General features: G+C 46.5%; 20 protein-coding genes. 6 read left to right on the top strand and 14 right to left on the bottom strand.

The genetic code is table 11. The annotated features are described in order from the left end of the window. Positions 1-21: 21 nt before the first annotated feature. On the bottom strand, positions 22-720 hold the full coding sequence (locus NCI00_RS10715; RefSeq protein WP_114069756.1) for an MIP/aquaporin family protein: 699 nt from the start codon (positions 718-720) through the stop codon (positions 22-24). Positions 721-812: 92 nt separating this feature from the next. Beyond that, positions 813-2,909: a pyrroloquinoline quinone-dependent dehydrogenase gene (locus NCI00_RS10710; RefSeq protein WP_253527326.1), complete on the bottom strand. Its 2,097-nt coding sequence runs from the start codon at positions 2,907-2,909 to the stop codon at positions 813-815. A gap of 105 nt (positions 2,910-3,014) precedes the next feature. Between NCI00_RS10710 and purB the strand changes: the two genes are divergently transcribed. Next, positions 3,015-4,358 carry an adenylosuccinate lyase gene (purB, locus tag NCI00_RS10705; RefSeq protein WP_253527324.1) on the top strand — a complete coding sequence of 448 codons (1,344 nt, stop codon included), beginning with the start codon at positions 3,015-3,017 and terminating at the stop codon, positions 4,356-4,358. A gap of 106 nt (positions 4,359-4,464) precedes the next feature. Here the strand turns inward: purB and NCI00_RS10700 are convergent, their stop codons facing one another. The 4 genes from NCI00_RS10700 to pbfA form a co-directional block, all read right to left on the bottom strand. Beyond that, a complete protein-coding gene (locus NCI00_RS10700) occupies positions 4,465-4,917 on the bottom strand; it encodes an RES family NAD+ phosphorylase (protein WP_253527322.1) in 453 nt (150 codons plus the stop codon). 2 nt (positions 4,918-4,919) lie between these two features. Further along, on the bottom strand, positions 4,920-5,357 hold the full coding sequence (locus NCI00_RS10695) for an Xre family toxin-antitoxin system antitoxin (protein WP_253527320.1): 438 nt from the start codon (positions 5,355-5,357) through the stop codon (positions 4,920-4,922). A 66-nt stretch (positions 5,358-5,423) separates the two neighbouring features. Further along, positions 5,424-6,356, bottom strand: coding sequence for a carbon-nitrogen hydrolase family protein (locus tag NCI00_RS10690; protein ID WP_253527318.1), 933 nt, complete (start codon positions 6,354-6,356; stop codon positions 5,424-5,426). 3 nt (positions 6,357-6,359) lie between these two features. Further along, positions 6,360-7,718 carry a (R)-1-hydroxy-2-aminoethylphosphonate ammonia-lyase gene (pbfA, locus tag NCI00_RS10685; protein WP_253527316.1) on the bottom strand — a complete coding sequence of 453 codons (1,359 nt, stop codon included), beginning with the start codon at positions 7,716-7,718 and terminating at the stop codon, positions 6,360-6,362. Between the two features lie 179 nt (positions 7,719-7,897). Here pbfA and NCI00_RS10680 point away from each other — a divergent pair, with 179 nt between their 5' ends. From NCI00_RS10680 to NCI00_RS10670, 3 genes are read left to right on the top strand one after another with little or no spacing between them, the layout of a single operon-like run. After that, positions 7,898-8,101, top strand: a complete 204-nt coding sequence (locus tag NCI00_RS10680) for a hypothetical protein (RefSeq protein WP_253527314.1) — start codon at positions 7,898-7,900, stop codon at positions 8,099-8,101. Positions 8,102-8,143: 42 nt separating this feature from the next. Then, complete coding sequence (locus NCI00_RS10675; RefSeq protein WP_253527312.1) at positions 8,144-8,626, top strand: RNA polymerase sigma factor; 483 nt, start codon at positions 8,144-8,146, stop codon at positions 8,624-8,626. Beyond that, a complete protein-coding gene (locus NCI00_RS10670; protein WP_253527310.1) occupies positions 8,623-9,165 on the top strand; it encodes a hypothetical protein in 543 nt (180 codons plus the stop codon). Before NCI00_RS10675 ends, NCI00_RS10670 begins: the two co-directional genes overlap by 4 nt. Positions 9,166-9,414: 249 nt before the next feature. Here NCI00_RS10670 and NCI00_RS10665 read toward each other — a convergent pair whose 3' ends face one another. Then, a complete protein-coding gene (locus NCI00_RS10665) occupies positions 9,415-10,509 on the bottom strand; it encodes an AI-2E family transporter (RefSeq protein WP_253527307.1) in 1,095 nt (364 codons plus the stop codon). Positions 10,510-10,636: 127 nt separating this feature from the next. Then, on the bottom strand, positions 10,637-12,097 hold the full coding sequence (locus NCI00_RS10660; protein ID WP_253527304.1) for an META domain-containing protein: 1,461 nt from the start codon (positions 12,095-12,097) through the stop codon (positions 10,637-10,639). Between the two features lie 206 nt (positions 12,098-12,303). Between NCI00_RS10660 and NCI00_RS10655 the strand changes: the two genes are divergently transcribed. Continuing rightward, entirely contained in the window at positions 12,304-14,073 is a 1,770-nt protein-coding gene (locus NCI00_RS10655) for an AMP-dependent synthetase/ligase (protein WP_253527302.1), read from the top strand. 16 nt (positions 14,074-14,089) lie between these two features. Here NCI00_RS10655 and NCI00_RS10650 read toward each other — a convergent pair whose 3' ends face one another. From NCI00_RS10650 to ffh, 6 genes are all read right to left on the bottom strand, one after another. Then, a complete protein-coding gene (locus NCI00_RS10650) occupies positions 14,090-17,194 on the bottom strand; it encodes a ligand-binding sensor domain-containing protein (RefSeq protein WP_253527300.1) in 3,105 nt (1,034 codons plus the stop codon). Between the two features lie 68 nt (positions 17,195-17,262). After that, entirely contained in the window at positions 17,263-18,240 is a 978-nt protein-coding gene (locus tag NCI00_RS10645) for a glycoside hydrolase family 43 protein (RefSeq protein ID WP_253527298.1), read from the bottom strand. Positions 18,241-18,285: 45 nt separating this feature from the next. Continuing rightward, positions 18,286-19,194: a S66 peptidase family protein gene (locus NCI00_RS10640; protein ID WP_253527296.1), complete on the bottom strand. Its 909-nt coding sequence runs from the start codon at positions 19,192-19,194 to the stop codon at positions 18,286-18,288. Positions 19,195-19,281: 87 nt separating this feature from the next. Beyond that, positions 19,282-19,809, bottom strand: a complete 528-nt coding sequence (locus NCI00_RS10635) for an NADH-quinone oxidoreductase subunit J family protein (RefSeq protein ID WP_253527294.1) — start codon at positions 19,807-19,809, stop codon at positions 19,282-19,284. 20 nt (positions 19,810-19,829) lie between these two features. Next, complete coding sequence (locus NCI00_RS10630) at positions 19,830-20,351, bottom strand: hypothetical protein (RefSeq protein ID WP_310586771.1); 522 nt, start codon at positions 20,349-20,351, stop codon at positions 19,830-19,832. Positions 20,352-20,359: 8 nt separating this feature from the next. Further along, positions 20,360-21,673, bottom strand: coding sequence for a signal recognition particle protein (gene ffh, locus NCI00_RS10625; protein ID WP_166559152.1), 1,314 nt, complete (start codon positions 21,671-21,673; stop codon positions 20,360-20,362). A 146-nt stretch (positions 21,674-21,819) separates the two neighbouring features. On the opposite strand from ffh, the gene NCI00_RS10620 reads away from it, so the two are divergent. After that, entirely contained in the window at positions 21,820-23,991 is a 2,172-nt protein-coding gene (locus NCI00_RS10620) for a T9SS type A sorting domain-containing protein (protein ID WP_253527291.1), read from the top strand. The last annotated feature ends 147 nt before the right edge of the window (positions 23,992-24,138 follow it).

The following is a 24,138-nucleotide window of genomic DNA, read 5'->3' as shown; positions in this document are numbered from 1 at the left end:
CCGTGCGGTGAGAAAATAGCTTTACAAAAATAAAAGTCCAGCGATAATAGCGCCCGTAACTGGCCCAGCCACAGGCACCCAAGCGTATTTCCAGTCTGAATCACCTTTACCAACGATGGGCAAAATAGCGTGCGCAATGCGTGGCCCTAAATCGCGGGCGGGGTTGATGGCGTACCCCGTGGTTCCTCCCAATGAAAGCCCAATGGCCCACACCAAAATGCCAACGGCAAATGGCCCCAAGCCCGTCGTAACGGCCCCAATTCCTTTGATTCCCATCAATAAAACGATGGTGCCTATCACTTCACTAAAAAAATTGGAGCCCGAAGCACGAATGGCGGGGTCGGTGGCAAAAGTGGCCAATTTAGCCCCTTTATCTTCGGTTTTGGCGTATTGCGGTAGGTGATATAACCACACCAAAGTTCCCCCCAGAAAAGCCCCAATCATCTGAGCACTCACATAATCCACTACTTTTCCGTATTCGTTTTGCGCAACGGCAAAACCAATCGTGACGGCGGGGTTGAGGTGGGCGTCATAGCCGCCAAAGGCTTTCGCAACAAAAATACCGATGGTGACCGCAAACGCCCAACCGGCAGTGATGACAATCCAGCCGCCGTTATGGCCTTTGGTATTTTTTAAAACGACATTGGCAACCACACCGTTGCCTAATAAAATCAAAACGAGTGTACCGAGCAATTCGCCCAAAAAAGGAGAAGGAGTCATTTAAGTGTAAAGGGTTAAGTTTAGCGTGTAAAGGGTTTGAGATTAAATAGTATGCAAAACAGTAAAGGTTCGCAATTAAATACAAAAACATCTTATGGCAATGCAAAAGCCACGTATTTATCGCCTGATTTGGTTTTAAGTTTTCCGCCACCGCACGCAATAACAACGTACTGCTTGCCCGCAATCGAGTACGTACTCGGCGACGCATAACCCGCCGCGGGAAGTTGGGTTTGCCAGAGTTGTTTTCCCGTTTTTTTGTCAAATACCCGTAATCGCTCATCACGGGTAGCGGCAATGAAGAGCAAGTCGCTGGCCGTTACGAGTGGCCCGCCGTAGTTGTCGGTGCCCGTAATGGGGATTCCTTTGGCCGTCAATTCTGGATATTCGCCCAACGGCACTTGCCAAAGGCGTTCTCCGGTGTTTATATCGGTTGCGGTCAGGGTGCCCCACGGCGGCTGACTGATGGGATAACCGTTGCGGTCGTACCAACGGTTGTAACCCGTATGCAGATACGGTAACGCTCCTCCTTTTGAGCTAGCTACCTGTTTATCTGTTTCTTTCTGAAAAACAAAATCAACAATGGCTTGGCGCTCAGCCACCGAAAGCTGCGTCATAGGCGGCATCATGCCGCGCCCTTTAGGAATAAGTTTGTCGAGTGCACCGGCCGTAAGTCGCTTGTTGATATTCACCAATGATGGATACGAGCCATCGTGATTGCCACGTCGATCTGCGCCGTGGCAGGCCGCGCAGTTTTGCTTATACAATTGGGCTCCCGTAACAAATCCCCCGTTTGTTTCCTGATTTTTGATTACTAGCGAGGTATACACGGGAATTTCTTTGGAAGGAATGTACAACACTCCCTGCGGGTCGGCTGCTGCCCCACCCCATTGCCCGCCGCCGTCGGTGCCCGGAAAGAAAATCGTCGTTTCTTTTCCAATGGGAATGTACGGGCCGCCAGTACGTGATTTCCGAATCAACCCCAGAATCGAATCGCGGTCGGCCACGAATGAATTTAGGTCTTGTTCCACAAACCGCTGCCGGGCAAAATACGTTGGCTTGAGAGGTATCGGCTGCGACGCAGCGGGAAATTCCCCAGGTACAGCATCATAGGAATACTTTCTATCTTCAATAGGAAATAGCGGTTTTCCCGTCACGCGGTCAAAGACAAAAATGTAGCCCTGCTTCGTAATTTGCGCCACGGCGTCCACTTTTCTGCCGTTGTGCATCACCGTAAGTAAGTTGGGCGGAGCGGGCGGGTCGCGGTCCCAAATATCGTGTCTGACGAGCTGATAATGCCAAAGTCGCTTGCCCGTATTGGCATCAAGGGCCAAAAGACAGTTGGCAAAAAGATTATCTCCTTTGCGATTTCCACCATAAAAATCAAACGCGGCCGAGCCAGTCGGTGCATACACGATACCCCGCTCACGGTCGATGGCCATGCCCGCCCACGCGTTGGCGCCACCGATGTTTTGCCGCGAATTGGCTGGCCACGTATCAGCGCCTAATTCTCCCATTTGGGGAATGGTGCGAAACGTCCACACTTTTTTGCCCGTCCGCACATCATACGCACGGATGTCGCCCAGCAGCGCTGTTTCGCTTTCCGACACCCGAACTCCGACAATGAGCAAGTTTTTAAAGATAACGTTGGGCGTATTGGCCACCACGTACTCATCCGCGCCGGGGCGTTCGAGGCCCTCTTTTAGGTTGATTCGTCCGTTTTGGCCAAATGAGGCGATGGGTTTTCCCCGCAGGGCATCAAAAGCATAGAGCCATTTTCCCGCCCCAAAAAAGATAATTTTTTCTTGTCCTTCGCGCCAATAGGTTACCCCACGACTGGTGGTGCCTTCGGTTTCAGTAACTTTGGATTTCCAAATGGGGTTTCCGTTGGCGGCATCGAGCGCAAACACTTGGGTATTGGCCGAAACACCGTATAAAATTCCATCGACAATAATCGGATTGCACTGCATTTGGGTACGGTGCCCAATGGTATCTGCCCCTCCCGATGCGTACGTCCACGCCACTTTGAGCTGGGAAACATTTTCGGCATTGATTTGGGCCAGGGGAGAATAATGATTGCGGGCACCATTTCCGTTGTATTCAGGCCAATTTTCTCCATTTTCGTGAAGGTTGGGTGCGCTGACCAGGGCCGTAATGACCGCTAAAGAGGCCACAAAGGGTACTATTTTCATAAAGGAGAGGATTTCGATACCAAACTGTTTATAAAAGCATTTTCTGGGGTTTTCTACCAAATTTTTCCGATTCCCGGCGTATCTTTGCGCCTTAGAACCCAAGCTATGCAATTAAATTCCCTGACAGCTATCTCTCCCGTAGACGGGCGCTACCGTCGGCAAGTTGAAAAACTTGCGCCTTATTTTTCCGAATTTGGGCTGATTCGCTACCGCATCCTGATCGAAGTAGAATATTTTATTTCTCTCTGTGAATTGCCATTGCCGCAATTGAAAGACTTCGACAAAGTGCATTATTCCGACTTGCGCGCGCTGTACGGCGAATTTTCGGAGAAAGACGCGCTGATGATCAAAGAGATTGAATCCGTGACCAACCACGACGTGAAAGCGGTGGAGTATTTCATCAAGGAAAAGCTGAAAGACAAGAAATTAGAACAGTTTTTGGAATTTATCCACTTCGGATTGACTTCCCAAGACATTAACAATACCTCCATTCCGTTGTCGCTCAAAGACGCCCTCAAGGCTGAAATTGTACCGATGTTTGATGAGGTGTTGGCCAAATTAAAAGCCTTGGCAGAAGAGTGGAAACACATTCCGATGCTGGCCCGCACGCACGGGCAACCTGCCTCACCGACGCGGTTAGGGAAAGAATTTGGAGTATTTGCCGAACGCCTTGAAAAACAATTGCAAATGCTTCAAGCCGTGCCTTTTGCGGCAAAATTTGGCGGAGCAACGGGCAATTTCAACGCGCACCACGTAGCTTATCCCGACATTGACTGGGTGGCTTTTGGCAATCATTTTGTCAACGACCACTTGGGCCTTTCGCGGAGTCAATTGACCACGCAGATTGAACATTATGACATGTTGGCGGCGCTGATGGATACCTTCAAGCGCCTGAATACCATCCTGATAGACCTCGACCGTGATATTTGGACGTACGTGTCGATGGAGTATTTTAAACAAAAAATCAAAGCGGGAGAAATCGGCTCATCGGCCATGCCGCACAAAGTGAATCCGATTGATTTTGAAAATTCAGAAGGAAATCTGGGCATTGCCAATGCGATTTTTGAACATTTATCGGCCAAACTTCCCATTTCTCGCCTTCAGCGCGACCTGACCGATTCTACCGTCCTCCGAAACTTAGGCGTTCCGTTGGCGCATACCGTCATTGCCTTGAAAGCTTTGATGCGTGGATTGGGCAAACTGGAACTGAACGAGCGCGCATTTTACGCCGATTTGGAAAACAATTGGGCAGTGGTAGCCGAAGCGATTCAGACCGTTTTACGCCGCGAAGCTTACCCGCAACCCTACGAAGCGTTGAAAAATCTTACCCGCAAAAACGAAAAAATCACGGCCAACGCCATCGCCGAATTCATTGATACTTTGGATGTTTCGGACGAAATCAAAGAAGAATTAAGAGCTATTTCGCCGTTTAGTTATACGGGGGTGTAGTTTTACCCGTTACGCGGTTAGGCGTCCGACGGTTCCAAACCGTCAGACGCCTAATTTTGCCGCTGTTTGTGTTTCTCACCAAGGGCTTTTTTGTTGTTATAAAGCTTTACAGCAACCTATTATCCCAAAAATAATCCTCCGTTCGCACCAATTGAACTTTTGAGGAAAAGTCGGGGTGCTCCGTGTTAATGACGTAGTTATATTCCTGAGAAATAATCGCTGAAGGTACTTTCAACATAAGCGTTTCCTGCCGCTGATACCATTCACTCCCCAATCGTTGAAGCTTTGAATAGGCATTCAATGAGCGCCAATCCGGTGGTAAGTCCGCCAAACGAACGTGTTTGACGAGATTTTCTTCGTCGGCCACGGAAATCACCATCACTTTATACTGAAAAGTCGGAACAATCACATTTCGGTGGACGACCAGTTCTAGCGTCGACAAGGAGCGTGAACTGCCCGTATAAATGACCTGTTGGCCCTGCAAATTCCAGCGGTTGGCGCTGCCCGAAGAAGTGAGGCGATTGTCGTATTTTTCATAACAAATCCTGAACACTTCCATGCCTATACATTATCGCCAAACTCCATCGCCGTGAGTCGATCGTTTACAAATCTAATTCCGCTTACCGTCGTTAGATACATCACCGGACGGCGGTTATCAAAAAAGAAGTTTTGGGTATTTAGCCATTGGTCAAATCCTTTATTAGTACCAAACAACTCAATCCCTCGCTTCATGAGGGCCAACAGCAATAAAATATGCTCCTGTACATTGGCTTTAAACTTATTCTCAGTCTGCCGATACGACCTAAATGTCTTAGGACTAACATTTAACCAATCGCCAATCACGTCATCGTTAAAATCAGTTCGTTTTTTGATGGTCTCCACGTAGCGCCAATCAATCTCTTTGTTTTGAAGAAATACCAATACTTCACTGTCGCTTATTTGCGCCGGCACCTCTTCCCATAGGCTCGTATCTTCAACGATTTCGTGTTTAGTTTTCATGATGACTTTGATTGTACAAAGACAAATATAGGTAATATTACCTTTTATAAAAAGAAATATTACCTATCATCTCACCTTCAGCATCTCAGGCTGCCCCACCACTTCGAGTTTAAACACATCGTTTCGGGAATAATGACCTACGACGTCAAAATCCAGTTTACTTTTAGCCAATACAGAAAAGTCCAATTCTGCGGTAAGCAAACCTTCTTCGTTCCAAAGCGGCCCCGCTAAGACCTCCCCCAACGGTGAAATAATGACGCTACCGCCACTGCTCATAATTTCAGGCTCGTGGGTCAAATCTGCCTGAAAATGTTCGGGATAATCGGATTTTTGAATAAACTGATTACAAGCCAACACAAAACAACGGCCTTCCAGCGCAATGTGCTGCATGGTCGATTGCCACGATTCGCGAGAATCGGCTGTGGGGGCAAGGTAGATTTCAATGCCGCGTTGGTACATCGACATCCGCGCCAACGGCATGTAATTTTCCCAGCAAATCAACCCGCCGATTTTACCAATTTCGGTATCAAAACTGACCAATGTACTGCCGTCGCTTTCGGCCCAAATGTAACGTTCTAAGCCCGTAGGCTTGAGTTTTCGGTGTTTGCCGATGAGATTGCCGTGTTTATCAAAATACAGCAATGCACAATGCAACGACCCGCCAATAGATTCCCGTTCTGTAACGCCCAAAGCCACAAAAATGTCCGCTTTACGGATAGCTTCACCGATTTGTGCTACATAATGCGACGAAGTTTCAAGACTATTTTCCCAGTACTCCAACCATTGATTCCGACTTTTTTCGGTACGGCGTCCCACGATGGAATCAAAGTCTAACCCACGCGGATAGCAGGGAATAAAGGATTCGGGAAAAAGCAACAGCTCACAGCCGGCGGCGGCTCCTTTTTCTATCCACTCAATGACAAGTTGAACGGTTTTCTCAATGTCAAACAACGCAGGCGTGGCCTGCACCACGCCCACTTTTACTTTTTTGTGTTGCATGGGCTATTTCGTTTCTTCGCGCAAGGCTTCTTCAATGGTATCAATGATAAAATCGCATTGGTCCTGCGTAAGAATCAGTGAAGGGCGCAGTGTAATGACATTGCCTTCGATGATTTTGAAGGCCAATCCACGCTCCATGCAACGATACATGATGCGCTCGGCCTCTTCGAAAGCCCGTTCTTTGGTTTTGCGGTCTTTGACAAGGTCGATGCCGATGTGAAATCCTTTGCCTGCCACGTTGCCGATGAGTGGGTATTTTTCCTGCATTTCTCGAAACGCATTCATCAGATATTCCCCTTTGGTAGCTGCATTTTCTACGAGACGATGTTCCTCAATGAATTCGATTTCGGCCAAACCAGCCGCGCAGCAAAGGGGATTTTTCTCGTGTGTAAAATGCCCGATAGAACTGTCTTGCAGCACATTATATTCAGATTTAGAAACAATTCCCGCAAACGGAACCATACCACCACCCAACGATTTGCCCAGCACCAATACGTCGGGTGTAACGTAATGTTCGCTGGCAAACATTTTTCCTGTACGCCCCAAACCTTCAATGATTTCGTCAAAAATCAGGAAGATTCCTTCACGGTCGCAAAGGCTGCGGATTTCCTGCCAATAATTTTTAGACGGCACCACGGGCGTGGACGAAATCGGCTCGGCCACGATGGCCGCAATGTCGGGTTCATTACGAATAATGAGCTTGATTTGACGCAGGTATTCTTCGTCGATGGCATCGGTATCGTCCCATTTCCACGGATTGCGGTAGTAGTTGGGAAACTCCGCGTGCAGCGCCCCGGGCACCATCGGCCCGTTGCCTTTCAGAAAATGCGCCTGTCCGCTCACGGCACCAGATTGGAAACCCGTGCCGTGGTAGGCATCCCAAAACGAAATCGTTTTCCACTTACCCGTGATTTGCTTCGCCAGCATCACCGCCATTTCGATAGCTTCTGAACCACCCGGGCAAAAAAGCACCCGGTCAAGTCCTGCAGGCGTAATTTCGGTCAGTTTTTTTGCCAATTGAATGGCGGGAATGTTGGTATATCTTCGGGGCGTAAAAGCCAAGGCTTCCGTCATTTGACGAATCATGGCTTCCACCACCGCAGGATTGTTAAATCCCGCATTATGGACACCGTTGCCGTGCATATCCAAGTACTTTTTGCCGTTGAGGTCATAGATATACGCGCCTTCGGTCTTAGAAAGCACGTTCATGACGGGCGTAGAAAGCGCCTGATGAAAGAAATATTTGGCATCTTCTTCTAGCCAATGCAGCGTTTGGGCATCCAACGATTTCGTATACAAATGGCGTTGCTCGGAAGAATTTATATCGCCTTGGTCTTCGGAGATTAGGTTTTCGGGGGTCATGGAATGGGGTTTGGAAAATTAGATAAAAGTGTACCTAAACCGTGGTTGTAAAGATAAAAGAATTATCATGAACAGGCTTCGGATCATTTGTTGTCCGTTGGTATCAATTACTAAAAAAAATGGGTCAATGTAAGTTTTCAGCGCTTTCTGCTACTAATTGTTCAAAACATAAAAACAAGATGAAACTATTTAAATACTCCGCCATTGTTCTTTTGCTTTCTTGCGCAGCATGTAGCAATGAATCCTCCCCCGAAGGCCGATCAAAAATACGCGATGAAAAACTCCGAGTTGAAATCGAGCATCTGAACTGGCAAAACAAGGCTGTTCTTGACAGCATCAGGGCTATTCGTAGGGAATTAAACGCGCTGAAAAATCAAAAATAACTATCTTATTTTCGCGAATTACTGATATGATTAAAACAGACTATGAATGAAACCGCATTCTTAACCCTCATGGCCGAGCACCAAGGGATCATTCATAAAATATGCCGACTGTACCGTGACAGCCGCGAAGATCGTGAAGACCTTTTTCAGGAAATTACGTTCCAGCTTTGGAAATCATTTCCTTCGTTCAAAGGCAATTCTCTGATCAGCACGTGGCTTTATCGCATTGCTTTAAATACAGCCATCGCTTCTTATCGAAAAGAGAAGCCGACTATCGACTACGTTGAGACATTGCCCGAATTTGCCGAAGAGCCTCAAAACGAAGAGCTAATACTGCGCCAAGAACGTTTACTTACCGCCATGAAGCAGTTAAGTGAAAGCGAAAAAGCAATCATCGCACTCTATTTGGATGACCTGAGTTATCTGCAAATTGCAGAAATCCTCGGAATCAGCGAAAACAATGTGGGCGTTAAGATCAATCGAATAAAAACGAAAATTCAACAACTTTTAATAAAAGAATCATGAACTCCGACGAATTAAAATCGGCTTGGAAAGGCATAGTGCCACCCACCAAAACAAATGAAGAAATCAAACTGATGCTGCAGGAAAACAGACATCCGGTCTTGAAAGGAATCAGAAAACAACTCACCATTGAGCTGTTGGGGTGGTCTGCCTTTTTACTTTGTTATTACACTATGTTTGACGGCGCAACAAGACCTTTGTCGGTCAATGCCATTCTGGTGGCTGCGTTAGTGATCTCTATCGCTCATACGCTGTACGGCTATGCACTGGTCAAGTACCCGGGAAATGGCGACGCTCTTACGGCTTCGCTGGAAAAGCATATTTCCCGTATCAAATTATACGCAATCGGATCCCTGATTTCAAGAATGTGCTACGCTGCTGGCTTGCTGTTATTCTTTACGTATTCATTAGAATTCACTACTGCCAAATACTATTCTTTGGCCGCGATTATCCTCGTATTTATTGTTCAATTGGCATTTTTATACAGAATTTGGGCAAAACGACTGAAGGGGCTTAGCGAAACATTGGCCGGTCTGTCCTGAGGTTTTGGAAACGTAAGCGTTGCCAAGTTTCGAATTTTGTTTCTTTATCCAACGATTGATTATAAAGGCTGCGTTGCTCGGAAGAATTAATATCGCCTTGGTCTTCGGAGATTAGGTTTTCGGGGGTCATGGAATGGGGGAAATGCTATTTTCGTTTTTGTTAAGAAATATAGCTTATTTTCCATTTTTCAGCCAAATAAGATCAAAATAAAAACCTCAAAAACCATTACCTTATTTTCAGTTAACGAATCACGATTTTTTGACCCGTGCTTTAATCGTATCTATAAAGCTGCTTTCTCCCTTTTTCTTTTCTTCGCCAATCAAAAAACCATAGGGTTGTAAGGGCTCAATATTATCAAAAACAACTTTGGCAATGCCCACCAAAGGAATAGCCATTACCATTCCCGCCACACCCCAAACCAGCTCCCCAACCACAATGGCAATAATGGTAAACAATGGATTAATTTTGACTTGTGCTCCCACCACCAACGGTTCCAAAATATAGGTTTGCAGAAATTGAACCGTTCCGTAGGTAAGTACAATCCCGAGCACCATGCCCGAATCACCTCCCTGTGATAGTGCGCCAATGACGGTCAGCGTGGTGCCCGTAATGTTGCCCACAAAGGGCACTATTTCAAACAAACCGCAAATCATGGCAAAAAAGAGTGCATTTTTTACGCCGATTATCGAAAATCCAACGCCGTACATCACCCACAACATGGCAATCATCATGGCTAGCCCCAAGAGATATTGTTGAGCCACGTGCGACGCATCGCTGATGATTTTATTGCCTTTTGCTTTTTGGTCAACGGGCACCATTTTTAGCATGAATTGCTTCAGGTGCGTGCGTGAATACATCAACAAAAAAGTATAAACCAGCACCAATACCATGTCCACCAACAGACTCGTAGACGAACTCATGACCGACAACACCATTTTTCCAGCATTGCCCACCCCCGACGATTGTTGCTGCTTTAGCAATTCTTTTTGTTTTTGGGGAGAGAGCCCAAATTGATTACTTAATGTCTCTTGCAACTTCTTCTCTAACTCGCCGATGTACTGCTGCATTTTCGGGAGGTCATCGACAAAACTGGCAATTTGCCATGAAAGTATCCCAATGACTCCAATCACTACCACCACCGAAAAAAGAAGGCAAAGAAAGGTTGCCAAGCCGCGCCCAATCCCTTTCTTTTCCATCCAACGCCCCAGCGGCAACATCAGCATCGCAATAATACAGGCCAGCGCCAAGGGCACCAAAAAAGGTTTGGCAAAGTACAAGCCAGCGATAACCAGAAAAAAAACGGCAAGAACTTGAAGGGTTTTGGAAAGCGGCGAGGTGTGCATAGCGTTGTGACTGAATATAAATCGGCCGATTTGTTATTGCCGAGAATCTTAGGTCAATGTTACAAAAAATATCAGTCTGCAATACACCTCTTCAGTTACGGAGTAACGAGTTTTTAGCTTCCCACCCCTACTTCCTCACAAACCGCATCACGGCAATATCGCCCATGATAAATGTCAGCGTATTTTCATTGATGGAGTACGTATTTACTTTTTTCAATGTTTCCAGAAACCGATTTTCGCCCTCACCGGGGCAAAACATCTTGGTCAAAGCCATGGGCGAATTGAAATTGAGTCGGTTACCATCGGCGTTGAGTTTACCCGAAAAACGGTTGCAACCCGTGTTTCCGCTCACTTGCCCCTTGGCTCCGTCAAATATCATCATGGGCTTTGTGTTGGGATACAGACTATCAAAAGGCACCGAAACCCCTGCAATATAGTTGAGTTCCCAAGTTCCGTCAAGGGGTGAGGCGGCCGTCATGCTTTCGTTATGGGTGTTAAGTTTTTCGGTCAAATACAGGTACGGCGGGTGAAAATGGTGTGCAAAAATTTTCTCTTTGCTTTCGGGGAAGCGTTGGTAATAGTCCTCGTCGGCCTTCAAAACAATCGTATTTCCCGTGCGTACGTAGTGGTTGCTGTTGTAATACGCCGCCGGCGGAGTGAAGCCCGTCATGTTTTTGCTTACAATCGTCGAAGCCATTTTTCCGAGGTATTTTTGGTAGTTTTTATTGGCTTTATACGTGGGCTTACTGAGCTGATTATACGCGTATTTGAGGGCGAGGTTTTTGGGGAATTTTTGCTTTTTGATAATGTCCTTGGCCCCCACAAACGGATTCGTCACGTTAAAATCGTCGATGGTCTGAATAGAAATGGGCACTTCTGGTACCCAGTCCGCAGAATTGACGACGTTGTACGCCCAGCCGTTTTGGGTCAACGACTCATACTCATACGCAAAATACAGATTTCCGGGCTTGGGGGCAGCACTGCAATAGGTTTTGAAGCGAATGTCGGCAGGAATTGCCTTTTGCTTTTGCAAGCTGTAAACGTAAGCCGTCAATAAATACGCAATGGCTCCCCCTTGACTGTGCCCCATAATGATGACATCCTTAATACCTTTTTTGTAACAAGAATCTATTTTTGACAAAATATTCTTCGACATCGTGGCCGTACCAAGCAACCAACCCACATGTACGGCGGCTTTGGGGTCTGACGAAAGTTCGTATTTGAAAGTCTCGCTTTGGTTCAATTGTAATTCGCCCTTGGCGGGCACCATCGCAGCGTAGAAATTCGCCAGCCAACTCGCTTCTTTTTCGGTCGTCCCCCGGATACTGATTACGGCAATGGTATTGTCGTTGTGCGTCCATAAATCCCACGTATTATCTAGCCCAACAATCGGCGAACGGTACACCGATTTATAATTGGTAGGTGCCGGAAAAGCCGCAACGTAGTCAGGAGCGCCAAATCGGGCCGATATTTTTAGCATTTCGATGTATTCTGCTTTGTCAAAACCAGCTCGAAGGCGCTGCGCTTGGAGGCCATTACCCAATAAAAACAAACATCCAACAAGAAGAATGGAATAAAAGGTTTTCATGCGAGAGGGGCGTTTAATAGTTAACGATACATAACGAAGAATGACTCATCAAAAGCTAAAACTAAATTACGGTCAAAAAGTTGAAGGAATCAACTTTCCACAATTTTTCAGGGTTATTGTTTCATTTATTGCCGTCTAATAACTTTGTCCTTCGTGCGTCTTCGTTTTTTACTTTACTTTACGCCCAATCAATCTCTTCCAACAACATGCAAACCGTTGCTACCCGTATATTTGATTTCTTAGACCTCTACATAAAACCCCTGAATAAACCCGATACACTGGCCTGTAAACGCCACGGCGAATGGATTACGTTTTCGTCACAGCAGTTTTGCGAAGAGGTCGACAAAGTCAGTTTGGGCCTCATCCAATTAGGTGTACAAGCAGGAGACCGCATCGCAATCGTGTCGGAAGGCCGCCCCGAATGGAACATTGTAGACTTTGGTATTCAGCAAGTTGGTGCAGTTTCGGTGCCGATTTACCCCACACTGACACTCGACGATTTTCAATATATTTTTCACGAAGCCGAAGTCCGGTTTGTGTTTGTGGGCGACGCGGGCCTGTTTAGAAAACTTATTGACGTGGTAGCTACGGCCCCTTCTGTGGAAGAAATGTACACATTTGATGCCGTCAAAAGTGCCAAAAATCTCACGGATGTTACGGGCAAAGCCGACGAAGCCAATCGACCCAAGCTCGAAGCCATGAAGGCAGCAGTCCAACCCGACGATTTATTGAGCATTATTTATACCTCAGGCACCACCGGCGACCCCAAAGGAGTCATGATTTCGCACCGCAATATTTTGAGCAATGCCGAAGAAGGTCGGAAGCTGATTGCGTTTGGCTCAGAAGCCCGGGCGTTGAGTTTTTTGCCGCTCAATCACGTCTTTGAGCGCATGGTTCAGTATGTATATTTGCGCTCGGGCATCTCAATTTATTACGCTGAAAGCGTGGCAACCATTGCCGAAAACCTGCGTGAAGTGCGTCCTACGGTACTATCGACGGTGCCGCGCCTACTTGAAAAAGTGTATGACAAAATCGTGGCAAAAGGCTACGAATTGTCGCGGGTTTCGCGCAATATCTTCCTTTGGGCCTTGGATTTAGGATTAAAATACGACCCTAATAAAGACATGGGCTGGTGGTACAACACCCAACTTTCGTTGGCCAAAAAACTGGTTTTCAGCAAATGGCAAGAGGCCCTCGGCGGCAAACTCCAGATGATTGTGGTCGGCGCAGCGGCTACCCCGCCGCGCATTGCCCGGGTGTTTTGGGCGGCAGGGATTCCCGTGTGTGAAGGCTACGGTCTGACCGAAACCTCGCCTGTTATTTCCTTTAACCGTTTATATCCCAAACAGGAAATTCGCATCGGCACGGTTGGTATGGTGATTGATGGCGTGGAGGTAAAACTCGCCGACGACGGCGAAATTCTGGTCAAAGGCCCCAACGTCATGAAGGGATATTACCGCAAACCCCACCTGACTGCCGAAGCGATTTCGGCCGATGGCTGGTTTCATACGGGCGACATTGGCCAGTGGGTCGATGATAAGTTCTTAAAATTGACCGACCGAAAAAAGGAAATATTCAAAATCTCGGCTGGAAAATACGTAGCCCCGCAGGCCGTAGAAGCAAAATTGAAGGAGTCATTTTTTATCGAACAGGCGGTAGTTCTCGGCGACGGGCAGAAGTACGCCGCCGCCTTGATTGTCCCCTCTTTTGACGCCATCAAAGAGTTTTGCCGAATCGAAAATATTACCTATACCTCTGACGATGAGATTATTAAAAACGAAAAGGTAAGTGCTAAAATTAGGAGTGAAATTGAAAATGAGAACAAAGAATTGGCCCCCTACGAGCGCGTAAAAAAATACCATTTATTGGCCCGTGAGTTGACCGCCGCCAATGGCGAACTAACCCCCACCCTGAAACCCAAGCGGAGAATCATCCAAGAAAAATACAAAGCGGAGATTGAAGAGATGTTTGCGTAAGAAGCAGAGAATCCGACTATTTCCGAAAAAACTTCTGAATAGCATCTAAAATATCCTGCGGATTGGGGAGGGAAAAAGCGGGAAATCTGGGATACAACGGAATCTGAATAAAGACCGCGTTTCCTTCCCCAACGATGGGCGTCCACACAATCTGGCCTCGCAAAACCGCCACCCGCGATTCGATATTTCCAATGCCCAAGCCTTGTTTTGCTTGGCTGTACGTAAATCCTTTGCCGTCGTCGAAGTAATCAAAATGAATAATATCGTCGTCGAGATGGACCCGAATCGTGATTTTTTTGGCTTCGGCGTGTTTAAGGGTATTATTCATTAGCTCCTGCGTAACTCGATACAGGCCCGTTTCAATTTCGGCGGGAAAACGTTCGGGCAAACGCGACGCATCCACTTCTACACTGACCTCCCCCGATTGCCTAATTTTTTCGGCTAATGCCTCTACTGCGGCGGCATAGCCGTATTGTTCGAGCATTCGGGGGCTGAGTTCCCGCAGCATTCGCCGAATATCTACGATAGAATCATTGATGATTTCGAGGGTCTTTTTCTTGATTTCCTGACTTTCGGGATGGTCAGAAAGGTATTTTGTCAGCGACGACGCGTATAATTTCAGCGTAGCTAAGCGGGCACCCACTTCGTCGTGCAGGTCTTGGGCAATCTGCTTCCGCTCTTGTTCCTGCGCCTCAAGAGCAATTTTTAGGCGTTCTTGCTCCTTCTGTTTCAAGCTGACGAGGCGATTTCTGCCCGCCATAAACGCCACATACCCCACCAGCCCCGTGCAAAAAATGTAAAACCACCACGTTTGCCAAAAAGGAGGATTAATTCGAATGTACAGTGTCTTTTCACTATCACTCCACACCCCGTCCCGATTGGCGGCCGATACCCTGAATACGTATTTGCCATGAGAAAGATTGGCATAACGAACGTAATTTCGATCATTGCTAATGATCCACTTTTTATCCAACCCCTCCAATTTATAACGATAGGTATTTTGCCCATTGCTGTAATAATCAATGGCCGCAAACTCCATCGAAAGGGTGTTTTGATCGTAAGACAGCGAAATTACATCGGTTTCGTTAATTTGTTTGGCTAGAGGATAGACGCCTTCATTCACTTTAAAATTATATAAATGAACGCTCGGTTTAAAAGAAAGTTTTCGAATTCGTTCGGGAAAAAAACTGTTAAATCCTTTGACCCCACCAAAAAAAATCTCCCCTTCTTTACTCATCGCAAAGGCATTTCCGTTGTATTCATAGCCCTGAATTCCGTCGGTTAGGTCAAAATTGCGAAATTGACGCGTTTGAATATCCAACTGCGAAATCCCGTGGTTGGTACTGAGCCACAAATTGCGTTGTTTATCAGGCACAACGCCATAAATGTACGAATTGGCAATACCATGACGCTCATCGTAAAATGCATACCGGCGGTCGACGGGATTCAGTTCAATCAATCCTTTTTCAGTACCAATCCAAAGTTTTTGGCTCACCGTATCCTCTCGTATTACGTTGATATTGAATTGTTTCATTCCTGAATACACCTGTTTCCACTGTCGGTTCTGGTATTTAAAACCATACAGTCCCTCAAAATAAGCCGCGAGCCAAATGGTAGAATCTTTGGCCTGATAAACCGAAAACACATTCCTATTTTTCAAAATCGGCGATTCCGAAAACGTTTTTGTCTTGGGATCAAAAATCCACGGCCCAAGCGGAGTTCCTAAAAACAAACGCCCATCCGACAACTCAATTATATTGCGGGTATAGTTATTTCGGGAGGGGTTTTGGTCAAACTGGTATAATTGAAATTTTTCGGTTTTAGCGTCAAATTGCATCAGGCCGCCGTAAGTCCCCAGCCACATTTGATTTTGGCTGTCGCGGAGAAACGATTTAATAAAATTGACGGAAGGCAGCGAGGGCGAATTCGATTGAGTCAGATAACGTTTAAGAATGGTTCGATTTTTGGGATTAAGTACCGCGATACTCCCCTCGGTTCCAATCCACATATTTCCATCGGGGGCTTGGATTATGCACCGCACCGAAAAGTTGTCTAACCTCCTAGTAGGGGGCAAGTTGGGGCTGTCCGTAATCTTATAAAAAATTGAAGCGTTAGGGATAATTTTAAGCAGTCCGTCGGGGTCAACGTTGGCCCAAATGATGCCCCGATTATCAACATATATTCTGGTAATTTCATAATTATCCAAATTTCTCGGCGTCACATGAGGCAAATACACCGCTTGTAGCTCTCGTTTTTTGGTGTCAAAATTCCAAAATCCGTTGCGCTGCGTACCAATCCAGAGTTTATGATTGATTCCTTCGGCAATGCTGTACACCGCACCCAAGTTTCGGTTATCGGGTGTTTTATCAAACAACTGAAACTCTCCACAGGCAGGGTCGAGTCTAATCATCCCCCGCAATGACCCGAGCCAGACGATATTTTTAGAATCAACGTATAAACAAATGATATTCAGCGGGTAACCTAGTTTATTCTCCGCGTGGTCACTGAAATAATAATGGTATTTTTTTTCTTTTATGTTATATTTTACCACCCCCTTTGTACCCACCATCCACACATCCCCCGCGGGGGTGCGGGTGGTCCAGTCGATGTAGTCAAAATCCTGAGTAATAAATACTTTCGGGGCTACCACACGGTGCTTTCCCGTTTTAAATTCATACGCCAAAATACCGTCGCCTTCGCGTATGTACCAAAGCTCATCCGCATTAACATAAAAAGGAGACGTACGGCGTTTTATGCCTTTTTGGGATTTGTCTATCACCAAGCGAAAGCGGTCAGTGGCTCGTTCGTAACAGTTGAGTCCTTCTTCCGTACCTAACCATACGTTTCCTTGCTTATCTTCTACCAGCCCCGCAATGTTGACTCCATGCAGCGAATACGGGTCTTTCACGTCGGGTTTATAGACCCTAAACGTGTGCCCATCGTAGCGATTGACCCCATCTTGGGTACCAAACCACATAAACCCACGCGAATCTTTGAGCATGTGGTAGGGAGACCCTTGCGATAGCCCCTGATTCACCCCAATATGCTCCAAACGGTAGTCTTGCGCCCACCCTTTCAGACCCACACCGATAGCTACTATGAGGACGATGAATTTGTACAAGGCCGTAGAAAAGTTTAAATCAACTTCTTCTAATTGAAAGCGTTAGGCAGCAAGTTACAAAAAATATACTATTTACCGAGAAGGCGTTTCTCTACTCCTTCGTTGGTAATCACTACGGGTTTTATTAAACCGTTCTCATCAAAAAACAGCTGGTCCATACAGGTTACGCGGGCATTTCCGTCGGTTTCACCCAGCGGACGGCGGTGGTAAACAATGTACCATGCATCGTCTTTTTTGTGATGAATCACCGAATGATGCCCCGCGCCCGTGGCTACTTTTGGGTCTTGCTGTAATATCTTTCCAACGCGCTTAAAAGGACCAAAAGGCGAATCGGCAATGGCATACGCCACGCTGTAATTGGGGCCTGTCCAGCCGCCTTCCGACCACATAAAGTAGTATTTCCCGTTCTTTTTAAACATAAATGGGCCTTCCACGTAGTTTTCGGGCGTAATTTCTTTAAACGTACTTCCGTCTTCAAAAGGGACAAAGCCCGTAAAATCGTCTTTCAATTTGGCAATATTACAATGCCTCCATCCGCCGTAGATGAGGTAATAATTGTTGCCGTCTTTGTACACAAACTGGTCGATAGGTTGCGCTCCGTTGTGAAATTTATCAACCAGCGGTTTGCCAAGATAATCCGTAAAAGGCCCCGCTGGATGGTTGGCCACCGCTACCCCGATACCGCCTTTTTCTTTATCACTCTGAATGTCGTTAGCCCCAAAAAACAGGTAGTATTTCCCCCTTTTTTCAATAATGGAAGGAGCCCACATGGCGCGTTTTGCCCATTTGACGCGCGCCGTGTCGAGAATTGTTGAATGCTTAGTCCAGTGAATCAAATCAGGGGAAGAGAAGGCGTCAAAAAACACTTGCTTGTTATATGGGGCAGAAAACGTTGGATAAATCCAGTATTCTTTGCCAAAAATAATCCCTTCGGGGTCGGCATACCAACCCTTAAAAAGAGGGTTTCCAGATGTTTCTGCGGTATTTTTTTGGGCGTAGAGTTGAGCGTTGAGCAACAGAAGGGATAGAAATAGTATTTTTTTCATAGAATGGTTGGGGTTTTAAAAAGGAAAACAGGGTTAAAGGAGGAATCAGTTTACAAAAATCAATCTTGTACTTTCGGAGGTAACAGAAAGTTGAGCTTCCCGCCCCACAATCATCGCGCGGTTGTCGGGCACGTGGCCTACGGGAAAATCAAAGCAAACGGGATAATCAAATTCCGCTACAAAATCTGCAATGATTTCATTGGCATTTTTGCCAAACTTGATGGTATCATTATCTTTCATATCCGTAAATTGCCCGACAATCAGGCCTGCCAAATGGTCTAATTTTCGGGCCCTTTTGAGTTGCACCATCATGCGGTCGAGGTTGTAATAGGTTTCTTCTACATCTTCGATAAAAAGCACCTTGCCTCGGGTGTCCAATTCCGAACGAGAGCCGATCAAATGCGCCAATAGGCATAAATTCCCACCGACCACTTGCCCAGTAGCGGTACCAGTCCGATTGAAAGGATGCGCAACTACTTCATACTGTACTGGTTCTCCCCAAAGCGCCTTTCGCAGCGTTTCCACGGCATTAGAGGCTCCTTCTTGCCCAAATAGTTTTGGCATGGTGGCGTGTAAACTTTCAAACGATAAGCAATGAAGATGGCAGTGCAAGGCCGTTATGTCACTGAACCCTACAATCCATTTGGGATGTTTTTTAAATCTCCTAAAACTCAGCCCATCAATGAGCTTAGAGCTTCCGTACCCTCCCCGGGCCGAAAAAATAGCCTTGATATTCGGGTCGTCCAACATACGCTGAAAGTCGGTGCGACGCTCATCGTCTGTACCCGCAAATTGGTGGTAACTTGTCCGTAACGTAGCGCCTTCCACTACATCTAGTTGCCAATCTTCCCGGAGCATCCGCAAGCCTTCAAAAAGCGCATCGTACGATACCTGACTCGCCAACGCCAATACACCTACACGGTCGCCCGCTCGTAAATAAGGAGGTTGTATCACTTTATTAGGATTTATCAAAAAGAAACCTTGAGCACGACATTCAATCTCTGCGACCGTGCGTAATTATAAATCAGAGGTTTAGGCCCCTCATTTCTCACGCTGCGCCGCAATATAGGCCGCCCCCACCAGAGCCATCAGCAACAAAAGCCCCGCAACCTCAAAAGCCCATACGTGCGTAGTCATCAGATGAACCCCAATGCTTCGTAACGTAGATCGTTGCGGTGTAAACTCTGCCAACTGCGGCGAGTGAATAATCATAAAATTAGCGTTGAGAATAACCCAAAACAACACACCAAAAATACCCAAAGCCACTAGCCCGCCCCAAAATTGATTCAGGTGACTGGTCAGCACAAGGTTTTTCTTTTGGTTGCTTTCGCGGTCGGGACGGTAGGTGAGCATAATACCAAAAATAAGCAAAACCAACACGCCACCTACGTAAATCAAGATTTGGGTAATGGCTAAAAAATCAGCACCCGCCAACACAAACAGCGCTGCAACACCCAACAACGACAAAAAAAGGCAAAGCGCCGCATACATGACATTACGGGTAAATAGTATCGTTAATGCCGCACCGATACACAGCGCCGAAAAACCATAAAATGCAATCTCAGCCATTATGAATTAAAATAAAGTAGCTACTCTTTCCGTCCAAAAGTGTACACAACGCCAAGGTTACTTTTTAAAACGCCAGAATCAAATTTCCGCACCACATAGGGAGCCAGCTCAAAGGCGACCCGCACGTTGGGAACCGATTTAAACGGAGCCACGCGTGTGCCGATGTTGAGCGAATACCCCTCCACGATATTGTTGGTCTGGTTGGCAAGCACCCCAATGAAATTAAAGCGAATTCCGCCCCCCAAATACACCTGATAATTTTCCTTGCGCGAAAGGTTGACCATCGGCAAAATTTCGGTACTTAAACTTCCAAAAAGCGTGTTGGTCTGAAGCCGAACGTCCAGCCAAACGGGCTTAATGGGATTGGTACTGACGGACAGCAATCCGTTCCATGGATAATATCCGATAGACTGGGCATTGGCCGTGACGCTTAATCCAAACAATACCAAAAAAATCCCCGACCAACGTCTTTTTTGGTCGGGGAATAAAAACTGAAAATTTACCTTTATCATAAGAACATCGGCTACAATCACTTTCTTCACGTTTCTTTTTACTTCACCTTCAGTTTTCCCATTTTTTCCATCGTGTTCATTTTCTTCATCATCTTCCGCATTTCGTCAAACTGCTTGAGCAGATTGTTGACTTGCTGAAGTGAAGTTCCGCTACCACCCGCAATGCGTTTTTTGCGACTTCCGTCAATCACATCGGGGTTTTCGCGCTCTTTGGGCGTCATGGAATGAATGATGGCTTCAATGGGCTTGAACGAGTCGTTGTCGATTTCCATGTCTTTCATGGCCGACCCCATCCCCGGAATCATCCCCAACAAATCTTTGACGTTACCCATCTTTTTGATTTGTTGCAATTGCCCTAAAAAGTCATTAAAGTCAAATTTGTTGGCCCGCATTTTAGCGTTAATGCGCTTGGCTTCGTCTTCGTCAAAGGCTTGCTGCGCGCGTTCCACCAACGAAAGCACGTCACCCATGCCCAAAATCCGACTCGCCATCCGGTCGGGGTAGAAGCTGTCGAGGGCTTCCATTTTTTCACCCGTCGAAATATATTTGATGGGCTTGTCTACAATCTGCCGAATCGAAAGGGCTGCTCCACCGCGGGCATCACCGTCTAATTTAGTCAGCACTACTCCGTCAAAATTCAGGCGCTCATTAAAGGTTTTGGCCGTATTGACCGCATCCTGTCCCGTCATTGAGTCGACCACAAAGAGGATTTCGCTGGGTTTGATGGAAGATTTGATATTTTCCACTTCCTGCATCATCACCTCATCCACGGCCAAACGACCCGCGGTATCGACGATAACAATCTTCTTGCCCGACTTTTTGGCGTGAGCAACCGCATTTTGGGCAATCGAAACGGCATTTTTATTATCTGGCTCTGAATAAACCTCAACGCCGATTTGTTCTCCCAATACCTTCAACTGGTCAATCGCCGCTGGGCGGTAAATATCGCAAGCCGCCAACAGCACCTGCCGCCCCTGCCGCTTGAGCATGTGGGCTAGTTTTCCCGAAAAAGTCGTTTTACCTGACCCTTGCAAACCCGCAATCAAAATAACGGCGGGGTCGCCTTTGATATTGATGGCTTCGGCCTGTCCACCCATGAGCGCGGTCAGCTCTTCATGGACAATTTTTACGAACATTTGTCCCGGCTCTACCGCAATCAGGATTTTTTGGTCGAGGGCTTTTTCTCTTATTTTATCCGTAATTTCTTTGGCAACTTTGAAGTTAACGTCGGCGTCTACCAATGCCCGACGCACTTCTTTGGTCGTTGCCGCTACGTTAATATCTGATATTCTATCTTTCCCTTTAAGGGTCCGAATGGCTTTGTTTAATTTATCCTGTAAGCTTTCAAACATAATAACCGATAAGTAAAATGAGGGGACAAATTTAGTGAATCATGCGTTCAAACCATAATATCTTTATTATCGTGTGTGAAAAGTATTGTTATAATCTTAAATTTGCGCGGCAAAAACACCAAAACTCTTAAAGTTACCCTTACATTATGATGCAAAAAAACACTACCTATTGGCGCTGCTTGAATGTGTTATTAGTCACTTTATTAACAGTAGGTACGTTGACAGCTCAGATAAAAATTACGTTCCCGGTAGAACGGGCCGTTTTTCAACGTAACAACGCAAACCAAGCTTCCATCTCCATCGGGGGGTATTATACGCAGGCCGTTGACCGCATCGAAGCCCGACTCGTTCCAGTATCGGTGGGTCAAGGCCAAGCCACCGACTGGACTATCATCGAATCCAATCCCAGAGGCGGTGTATTTTTGGGCACTTTAACGGGCCGGGGCGGCTGGTATAAACTGGAGGTCAGGGCGTTTTTTGGGGGCGTAGAAGTGGGGCGCGATGCGCTCTCGAAGTTGGGTGTAGGTGAAGTGTTTTTAATTGCTGGTCAATCAAACGCGCAGGGCTTTTTCGGCTTTGGCGCTCCCGCCGTCAACGATGACCGCGTAAATACCATCACATGGGACAATCAAAACTCCGACCGAACCAATAATCTCACGTTTTCATTTACCCGACTTACCGCCGAGGGAGTCATTGGTCCGCGCGGCCGCAGTGCGTGGTGCTGGGGGCCTTTGGGAGATTTATTGGCCAGAAAATTAAACGTTCCTATCTTATTTATGAACGCTGGGTGGATTGATACCTCTACCCAAAACTGGTTGGATTCGGCCAATGGCAAACCAGTAAAAAACCGAATAAACGAGGATTTGCCTGCTGGTATGCCCTATCTCAACTTAAAAAATGCCCTCCAATATTACGGCTCTATTCTGGGCTTGCGGTCGGTATTATGGTTGCAGGGGGAAAATGATGCCGCGGCCAATGTGACAAAAGATGCTTACCAAAATTCTCTGCAAGGCTTAGTAAACGTAGCCCGTATCGAGCAAGGTGAGGTGCTTTCTTCCCTACCCTGGGTGTTATCCCGCACCTCACGGTATGCCATCAATACCAGTTCATTTACTTCTCAATCGGTAATAGATGCCCAAACGGCCATCATTAATATCCCTTTTAACAAATCCTATCCAGGCCCATTTACTGATAATATTCAGGTACCGCGCCCCCTTTTAAATCCCATTAACGGCTCTATTGACCTCGTTCACTTTCAGGGACAAGGACTAATGGATTTGGCCCAAGCTTGGGATAACTCTTTACAACCTAGCTTTTTTGCTACCGTAGTTCCAGTATCACCCCGCCCTGCTCGGCCGCTTACTGTTACCTGTAATGCTGGCAACGCAAGTTTTAACGTTAAAGCTCCCGATGGCTTCGTATCCTACCGATGGACAAACGGAGAAACCACGCAAACCATCACTGTACAAGGAGCAGGCACTTATCAGGTAACTATGAAAGACAATGCAGGTAATACTTACCTTACTCCTGCATTGGTGGTAACAGAACCGTCCGTAAGACTTCCTGATCCTGTGATTACTCCAAATGGAGAACAAATCATTTGTGCTGATTCTTCAATTGCCTTAACGGTGAATGTTTCATCGGTAAATACCGTCACCTGGAGCAATGGTCTCGTTGGTCGAACCATCAACGTAAAAACGCCAGGCACCTACACTGCCCGCCTGAGTAATATTTACGGATGTAGTTCACCTACCCTTTCTGCACCAGTGACCATCAAAACCATCAGTATTCAAGCCCCCAAACTCATCCAGTCGGGCCCGTATAGTGTTCAGGCCACGCCAGATAGCACCATATTTTCATTTGCCGATACAAAAGTCTCAAGTATAACGTGGGATTGGCGACAAGGAGGCCGAAGCCTTACGGCCACCGAGTCAGCGATTAAAGTAACCCAAACAGGCGAGTTTACGACGCGCTCAAGAGTGACGTTTGTGGCCAATTCTGGGGGAAGCGCCCGTACTTGCCTTTCTCCTTTCTCAGCCGCCGTACTGTATCAACCCACGGGAGAAACGGCGGATGGCCTCGTTGTTTACCCCAATCCGAGTCGTTTGGGCAAAGTTGCGATTGAAACGCTCGAAGATTTAACCGATGTAGAAATCACCGTCACGTCGTTGAGCGGACAGGTTGTTTACTCTGGCAAATTTCCAGATTTGAAAATCCGCAAAGAAATTGACCTCAGTTATGTCAATGAAGGGGCCTATATCCTTAAATTATCTTCAACGACGCTTAAACAATCTAAAAGAATTATCATTGATAATTGATATTTTTTGGGCTTCTGCGTGTTGCAGAAGCCTTTCTTATTAATTTTACGTCGTCGTTTTAAAACCAGTGTACAAACATTTGGTTTGATTAAACGACAGTTGTAACTTTGGGTTATCTAACCTGCATCAACCAATCACCAAACCGTA

The organism is Runella salmonicolor (assembly GCF_024158025.1).
In the GTDB taxonomy this organism is placed as follows: domain Bacteria; phylum Bacteroidota; class Bacteroidia; order Cytophagales; family Spirosomataceae; genus Runella; species Runella salmonicolor.
The sequence above is the reverse complement of the archived record's forward strand: the minus strand, read 5'-3'. Positions and strand labels throughout refer to the sequence as shown.